At 63.7% G+C, this 7,634-nt stretch carries 4 protein-coding genes and 2 rRNA genes (1 of these 6 only partly in view); all 6 read right to left on the minus strand.

Going from position 1 to position 7,634, the window contains the following annotated elements:
- Nucleotides 1-2: 2 nt before the first annotated feature.
- A complete protein-coding gene (locus ACRAKF_RS07640; protein WP_030794354.1) occupies nucleotides 3-335 on the minus strand; it encodes a small basic family protein in 333 nt (110 codons plus the stop codon).
- Nucleotides 332-1,231, minus strand: coding sequence for a DUF881 domain-containing protein (locus tag ACRAKF_RS07645; RefSeq protein WP_447036164.1), 900 nt, complete (start codon nucleotides 1,229-1,231; stop codon nucleotides 332-334). Before ACRAKF_RS07645 ends, ACRAKF_RS07640 begins: the two co-directional genes overlap by 4 nt.
- 90 nt (nucleotides 1,232-1,321) lie before the next feature.
- A complete protein-coding gene (locus ACRAKF_RS07650; RefSeq protein ID WP_447036165.1) occupies nucleotides 1,322-3,817 on the minus strand; it encodes a sugar phosphate nucleotidyltransferase in 2,496 nt (831 codons plus the stop codon).
- Nucleotides 3,818-3,928: 111 nt separating this feature from the next.
- The gene (locus ACRAKF_RS07655) at nucleotides 3,929-4,537 is read right to left on the minus strand and encodes a CDP-alcohol phosphatidyltransferase family protein (RefSeq protein WP_363250918.1); all 609 of its coding nucleotides are present in this window, start codon (nucleotides 4,535-4,537) and stop codon (nucleotides 3,929-3,931) included.
- Between the two features lie 157 nt (nucleotides 4,538-4,694).
- Nucleotides 4,695-4,811 (minus strand): 5S ribosomal RNA (rrf, locus tag ACRAKF_RS07660).
- An 86-nt stretch (nucleotides 4,812-4,897) separates the two neighbouring features.
- A 23S ribosomal RNA gene (locus ACRAKF_RS07665) occupies nucleotides 4,898-7,634 on the minus strand (it continues 387 nt past the right edge of the window).

Here is a 7,634-nt window from a genome sequence, read left to right on the forward strand (position 1 = left end):
CGTCACGCCCTGAAGATGTGCCGGCGGATCGCGGCGGCGTTGGAGAAGATCCGGATGCCGAGGACCACGACGACGCCCGTGGACAACTGGGCGCCGACGCCCAGCTTGTCGCCCAGGAACACGATCAACGCGGCGACCACCACGTTCGACAGGAACGACACCACGAAGACCTTGTCGTCGAAGATGCCGTCGAGCATCGCGCGCAGCCCGCCGAACACGGCGTCCAGGGCCGCGACCACGGCGATCGGAAGGTACGGCTCGACGACCGCCGGAACCTCGGGCCGAACCAACAATCCGGCCACGACTCCCACGACGAGGCCCAGTACGGCGATCACGATGTGCCCTTTCCTGCCTTCGGCTCTGCTGTACGTACGGTCACACTCGGCGCCGCGGGCAGCCGGAGTTCTTCAGACACGGAGATGCTGGTCCGGATGCCGAAGTTCTCTTGCAGCGCGTGCAGGTACTGACCGTCGTGGCTGTTCTGGAACCGGGCACTCAAACGTTTCCCGTCCCCCACCGCGAGCACCGTATACGGCGGCACCAGCGGCCTGTTGTCGACCAGTATGGCGTCACCCGCGGCCCTGATCGCCGACAGCGCGGTGAGCCGCTGGTCATTGATGGAGATCGCCTCGGCCCCGGACTCCCACAGGCCGTTGACGACGCGCTGCATGTCGCGGTCCCGCACCCGCCCGGTGTCGGAGAAGTCCGCGCTCTCCCGCGGCCCGCCGCCCCCCTGGTCCGCCGCCTTCTTGTCGTCCACCACGAGCTTCACGCCCGGCCCGTGGACCTTGGTGGCGCCGGAGAGGAGACCGACCAGTTCACCCTTGCTGCCGCCGTGCTTCTTCAGCGCGGCCCGCTGCCGGGCGCCGACGTCGTCGCGGAGCTCGTCCACGTCGTCCTCCAGCTTGTCCGCACCGGCCGTCGCGTCCTCGACGCGGTCGATGAGCTCCTCGCGCTCCTTGGCGACCACCGGTGCGTCTATCCGCGCCTCGGCGGCGCCCACGGTCACCACGAGGGCGGCGAGGACGAGCCCCGCCGCGAGCCCGAGCTTGGCGCGCAGCGGACGCGGGACACCACTGTCCCCGCTGGCCTTCTTCCTGGCCGCGGCCTCCGCGTAGCCCTCGTCGAGGCTGTGGTCCATGACCGTGGTGAGCAGCGACATGGAGGCGTCCGGACGCCGGGGGCGTGCGGGGGTGCTCCGATCGGGGGGCTGCTGCGGCATGCCGCACATCGTCGCACGTCGTGGGCGCTGCGTCCGAATGGCCCCACCGGCGTGCCGGGCAGCACCCGTTATGGGTACATGCCCGGCACGCGCGCGTGGTCAGCGACCCGCGCTGTCCACCACCGCTGCCCACTCGTCGAGCAGCGCCTGGGCGGACGCGTCATCGGGGCCCTCGGCCCACAGATGCGTGACGGCCTCGGCCGGGTCGGGCAGCACGAGCACCCACCGGCCGTCGGCCTCCACGACCCGTACACCGTCGGTGGTGTCCACGGACCGGTCCCCGGCCGCCTCCACCACGCGTCGCATCACGAGCCCCTTGACGGCCCACGGCGTCGCCAGATCACGCCGCTGGACATGCGCGCGCGGAATGCGCGCGTCGATCTGGCTCAGGGTGAGCTGGGTGCGCGCCACCAGGCCGACGAGCCGCACGAACGCGGCCGTACCGTCGAACACACTGCTGAACTCGGGCACCACGAAGCCACCGCGCCCGTCACCGCCGAAGATCGTCGACTCGCCGCGGCCGACCCGCGTCAGGTCGTCCGGCGACGTCGTCGTCCAGTCCACCTGCGTGCCGTGGTACGCGGCGACCTGCTCGGCGATGCGCGTCGTCGTCACCGGCAGCGCCACCCGCCCGCTGCGCCGCTCGGCGGCCACCAGGTCGAGCATGACCAGCAGAGCCCGGTCGTCCTCGACGATCCGGCCCTTCTCGTCCACCAGTGAGAGCCGCTCGCCGACCGGGTCGAAGCGCACACCGAAGGCGGCCCGCGCCGAAGCCACGATCTCGCCGAGCCGCACAAGGCCGGACCTGCGGGCATCGGCGGTCTCGGTGGGCCGCGACTCGTCGAGACCCGGGTTGATCGTCAGCGCGTCCACCCGGAGCTTGCCGAGGAGGCTGGGCAGCACGAGGCCGGCGCTGCCGTTCGAGGCGTCGACGACGACCTTGAGCCCCGACTCGGCGACCCCGGTGGTGTCGACGTTCCGCAGCAGGGATCCGGTGTACGAGTCGTAGACGCTGGACGGGAAGTGCAGGTCACCGATCTCGCCGGGGAAGGCACGCCGGTACTCCTGGCGCGCGTACACCCGGTCCAGCTTCCGCTGGCCGGCCTGCGAGAGGTCGGCCCCCTGCCCGTCGAAGAACATGATGTCGACGGAGTCCGGCACCCCGGGCGTCGTCCGGATCATGATTCCGCCGGCGCTGCCCCGGGCCGTCTGCTGCCGCGCCACCGGCAGCGGTACGTTCTCCAGGTCGCGCACCTCGATGGCGCTGGCCTGCAGCGCCGAGATGACCGCTCGCTTGAGGGCACGCGCGCCTCGGGAGTGGTCACGCGCGGTCGTGACGGTCGAGCCCTTCTTCAGGGTCGTCGCGTACGCCCCCGCGAGGCGCACGGCCAGCTCCGGCGTGATCTCCACGTTCAGGATGCCGGAGACGCCGCGCGCGCCGAACAGGTGCGCCTGGCCCCGGGACTCCCAGATGACCGACGTGTTGACGAACGCACCCGCTTCGATCGTCTTGAACGGGTAGACCCGCACGTTGCCCTGCACGATCGATTCTTCGCCGACGAGGCACTCGTCGCCGATGACGGCGCCGTCCTCGATGCGCGCGGCCCGCATGATGTCGGTGTTCTTGCCGACCACGCAGCCGCGCAAGTTGCAGTGCTCTCCGATGTAGACGTTGTCGTGCACGACGGCCCTGTGCAGGAACGCGCCGCTCTTGACGACGACGTTCGAGCCCAACACGGTGTGCTCACGGATCTCGGCGTTCGCCTCGACCTTGGCGTAGTCCCCGATGTAGAGGGGCCCGCGCAGCACGGCGTCGGGGTGCACCTCGGCGCCCTCGGCGACCCAGACGCCCGGCGAGATCTCGAAGCCGTCGAGTTCGACGTCGACCTTGCCCTCGAGGACGTCGGCCTGGGCCTTGCCGTAGCTCTCGTGCGTGCCGACGTCCTCCCAGTAGCCCTCGGCGATGTAGCCGTAGATGGGCTTGCCTTCCTTCATCAGCTGGGGGAAGACGTCACCGGACCAGTCGACCGACGTATCGGCCTCGACGTAGTCGAAGACCTCGGGCTCCATCACGTAGATGCCGGTATTCACCGTGTCGGAGAAGACCTGGCCCCAGGTCGGCTTCTCGAGGAAGCGCTCGACCTTTCCTTCTTCGTCGACAATGGTGATGCCGAACTCCAGAGGGTTCGGTACGCGCGTCAGACAGACGGTGACGAGCGCGCCCTTTTCCTTGTGGAAGTTAATCAGGTCGGTGAGGTCGAAGTCGGTGAGCGCGTCGCCGGAGATGACGAGGAAGGCATCGTCCTTCAGCGCTTCCTCGGCGTTCTTGACGCTGCCGGCGGTGCCGAGCGGCTTCTCCTCATTGGCATACGTGAGCTCCATGCCGAGCTCTTCGCCGTCGCCGAAGTAATTCTTGACCAGCGATGCCAGGAACTGCACTGTTACTACGGTCTCGGTGAGCCCATGCCTCTTCAGCAGGCGAAGCACATGCTCCATGATGGGGCGGTTGGCCACTGGGAGAAGCGGCTTGGGCATGCTGGAGGTCATCGGGCGAAGGCGTGTGCCCTCACCGCCGGCCATTACGACGGCCTTCATGTCGGAAACGTCCTCCTTATAGACGACGATCTTGCCGACAAGCCCACCGCATGAGACCCGCGTAAGTCAGATACGGGCCTTCGCGCCTCTACGGCCGCCGAATCGGCGGGCTCAATCGGTCATGCTGTCCACCTTGACAAGTCGGCGGACCTGAACCACATACAGGATTCCTGCCCACCAGTACAGCGTTGTACCCCATCCTGCGAACGCCCATCCGAAAATAGCAGCGAGAGAAGCGATCCAGCCGCTTCCGTCACTGAGCAGCAGTAGTGGAAAGGCGTACATCAGGTTGAAGGTGGCGGCCTTGCCCAGGAAGTTCACCTGGGGCGGCGGATAGCCGTGGCGCCGGAGGATCCCGACCATCACCAGGAGAACCAGCTCGCGCAGCAGAAGCGCCGCTGTCAGCCAGAGCGGAAGAATCTCGCGCCATGTCAGGCCGACGAGTGTCGAGAGGATGTAGAGCCGGTCGGCGGCGGGGTCGAGCAGCCGGCCGAGGCTGCTGATCTGGTTCCAGCGGCGCGCGAGCTTCCCGTCGAGGTAGTCGCTGATGCCGCTCAGCGCGAGGACCAGCAGCGCCCACCCGTCGCTCTTGGGCCCTCCGAACTCCGGCCTGAGGATCAGCCACAGGAACAGGGGCACGCCGACGAGGCGCGCCATGCTGAGGATGTTCGGGATGGTGAGGACACGGTCCGTCTGGACGCGTGTCTCCTGGACCTCCACCCGGGGGCCTCCTGTGGGAAAGAACCAATGATGCCCCCTGACCTTACCCTCAGTCGCGACGCCTCGGTGCGTGAGGGGTAGCCGCTCTTCTACGGCCAGAGAACGCAAAAAGCCGCAGCTCCTGGAACTTAATCCAGGAGCTGCGGCTATAAAAGGAGTTCGGCGGCGTCCTACTCTCCCACAGGGTCCCCCCTGCAGTACCATCGGCGCTATGAGGCTTAGCTTCCGGGTTCGGAATGTAACCGGGCGTTTCCCTCATGCTATGACCACCGAAACACTATGAAACTGACAACCGCACCGCCATGTGGCATGACGGGGTTGTTCGTGGTTTCAGAACCAACACAGTGGACGCGAGCAACTGAGGACAAGCCCTCGGCCTATTAGTACCAGTCACCTCCACCCGTTACCGGGCTTCCAGATCTGGCCTATCAACCCAGTCGTCTACTGGGAGCCTTAACCCCTCAAAGGGGGTGGGAATACTCATCTCGAAGCAGGCTTCCCGCTTAGATGCTTTCAGCGGTTATCCTTTCCGAACGTAGCCAACCAGCCATGCCCTTGGCAGGACAACTGGCACACCAGAGGTTCGTCCGTCCCGGTCCTCTCGTACTAGGGACAGCCCTTCTCAATATTCCTACGCGCACAGAGGATAGGGACCGAACTGTCTCACGACGTTCTAAACCCAGCTCGCGTACCGCTTTAATGGGCGAACAGCCCAACCCTTGGGACCGACTCCAGCCCCAGGATGCGACGAGCCGACATCGAGGTGCCAAACCATCCCGTCGATATGGACTCTTGGGGAAGATCAGCCTGTTATCCCCGGGGTACCTTTTATCCGTTGAGCGACGGCGCTTCCACAAGCCACCGCCGGATCACTAGTCCCGACTTTCGTCCCTGCTCGACCCGTCGGTCTCACAGTCAAGCTCCCTTGTGCACTTACACTCAACACCTGATTACCAACCAGGCTGAGGGAACCTTTGGGCGCCTCCGTTACTCTTTAGGAGGCAACCGCCCCAGTTAAACTACCCATCAGACACTGTCCCTGATCCGGATCACGGACCGAGGTTAGACATCCAGCACGACCAGAGTGGTATTTCAACGGCGACTCCACGAACACTGGCGTGCCCGCTTCAAAGTCTCCCACCTATCCTACACAAGCCGAACCGAACACCAATATCAAACTATAGTAAAGGTCCCGGGGTCTTTCCGTCCTTCTGCGCGAAACGAGCATCTTTACTCGTAGTGCAATTTCACCGGGCCTATGGTTGAGACAGTCGAGAAGTCGTTACGCCATTCGTGCAGGTCGGAACTTACCCGACAAGGAATTTCGCTACCTTAGGATGGTTATAGTTACCACCGCCGTTTACTGGCGCTTAAGTTCTCAGCTTCGCACGCCCGAAAGCGCACTAACCGGTCCCCTTAACGTTCCAGCACCGGGCAGGCGTCAGTCCGTATACATCGCCTTACGGCTTCGCACGGACCTGTGTTTTTAGTAAACAGTCGCTTCTCGCTGGTCTCTGCGGCCACCCCCAGCTCAGAGTGCAAGACTCATCACCGGTGATGGCCCCCCTTCTCCCGAAGTTACGGGGGCATTTTGCCGAGTTCCTTAACCATAGTTCACCCGAACGCCTCGGTATTCTCTACCTGACCACCTGAGTCGGTTTAGGGTACGGGCCGCCATGAAACTCGCTAGAGGCTTTTCTCGACAGCATAGGATCATCCACTTCACCACAATCGGCTCGGCATCAGGTCTCAGCCTTGATGTGCGACGGATTTACCTATCACACGGCCTACACCCTTACCCCGGGACTACCATCGCCCGGGCTGGACTACCTTCCTGCGTCACCCCATCACTCACCTACTACCACCTTGGGTCGGCGGCTCCACCACTTCCCTTTGCCCGAAGGCTCCAGGACGGCTTCACGGCCTTAGCATTAATGGGCTCGATGTTTGACGCTTCACAGCGGGTACCGGAATATCAACCGGTTATCCATCGACTACGCCTGTCGGCCTCGCCTTAGGTCCCGACTTACCCTGGGCAGATCAGCTTGACCCAGGAACCCTTAGTCAATCGGCGCACACGTTTCTCACGTATGTATCGCTACTCATGCCTGCATTCTCACTCGTGAACCGTCCACCACTAGCTTCCGCTGCAGCTTCACCCGGCACACGACGCTCCCCTACCCATCACAGCGGGCGTTGGCCCTATTGCTGCAATGACACGACTTCGGCGGTACGCTTGAGCCCCGCTACATTGTCGGCGCGGAATCACTAGACCAGTGAGCTATTACGCACTCTTTCAAGGGTGGCTGCTTCTAAGCCAACCTCCTGGTTGTCTGTGCGACTCCACATCCTTTCCCACTTAGCGTACGCTTAGGGGCCTTAGTCGATGCTCTGGGCTGTTTCCCTCTCGACCATGGAGCTTATCCCCCACAGTCTCACTGCCGTGCTCTCACTTACCGGCATTCGGAGTTTGGCTAAGGTCAGTAACCCGGTAGGGCCCATCGCCTATCCAGTGCTCTACCTCCGGCAAGAAACACACGACGCTGCACCTAAATGCATTTCGGGGAGAACCAGCTATCACGGAGTTTGATTGGCCTTTCACCCCTAACCACAGGTCATCCCCCAGGTTTTCAACCCTGGTGGGTTCGGTCCTCCACGACCTCTTACAGCCGCTTCAACCTGCCCATGGCTAGATCACTCCGCTTCGGGTCTTGAGCGCGCTACTAAATCGCCCTATTCGGACTCGCTTTCGCTACGGCTTCCCCACACGGGTTAACCTCGCAACACACCGCAAACTCGCAGGCTCATTCTTCAAAAGGCACGCAGTCACGACGCACCAAGCAAGCTTGATGCGCGACGCTCCCACGGCTTGTAGGCACACGGTTTCAGGTACTATTTCACTCCGCTCCCGCGGTACTTTTCACCATTCCCTCACGGTACTATCCGCTATCGGTCACCAGGGAATATTTAGGCTTAACGGGTGGTCCCGCCAGATTCACACGGGATTTCTCGGGCCCCGTGCTACTTGGGTGTCTCTCAAACGAGCCGTTGATGTTTCGACTACGGGGGTCTTACCCTCTACGCCGGACCTTTCGCA

The organism is Streptomyces sp. DSM 118878 (assembly GCF_052936595.1).

Excerpts from the sequence above, each read along its gene's own strand:
- ACRAKF_RS07645 (WP_447036164.1), bottom strand. The coding sequence starts at position 1,231 with ATGTGCGGCATGCCGCAGCAGCCCCCCGATCGGAGCACCCCCGCACGC.
- ACRAKF_RS07650 (WP_447036165.1), bottom strand. The coding sequence starts at position 3,817 with ATGAAGGCCGTCGTAATGGCCGGCGGTGAGGGCACACGCCTTCGCCCG.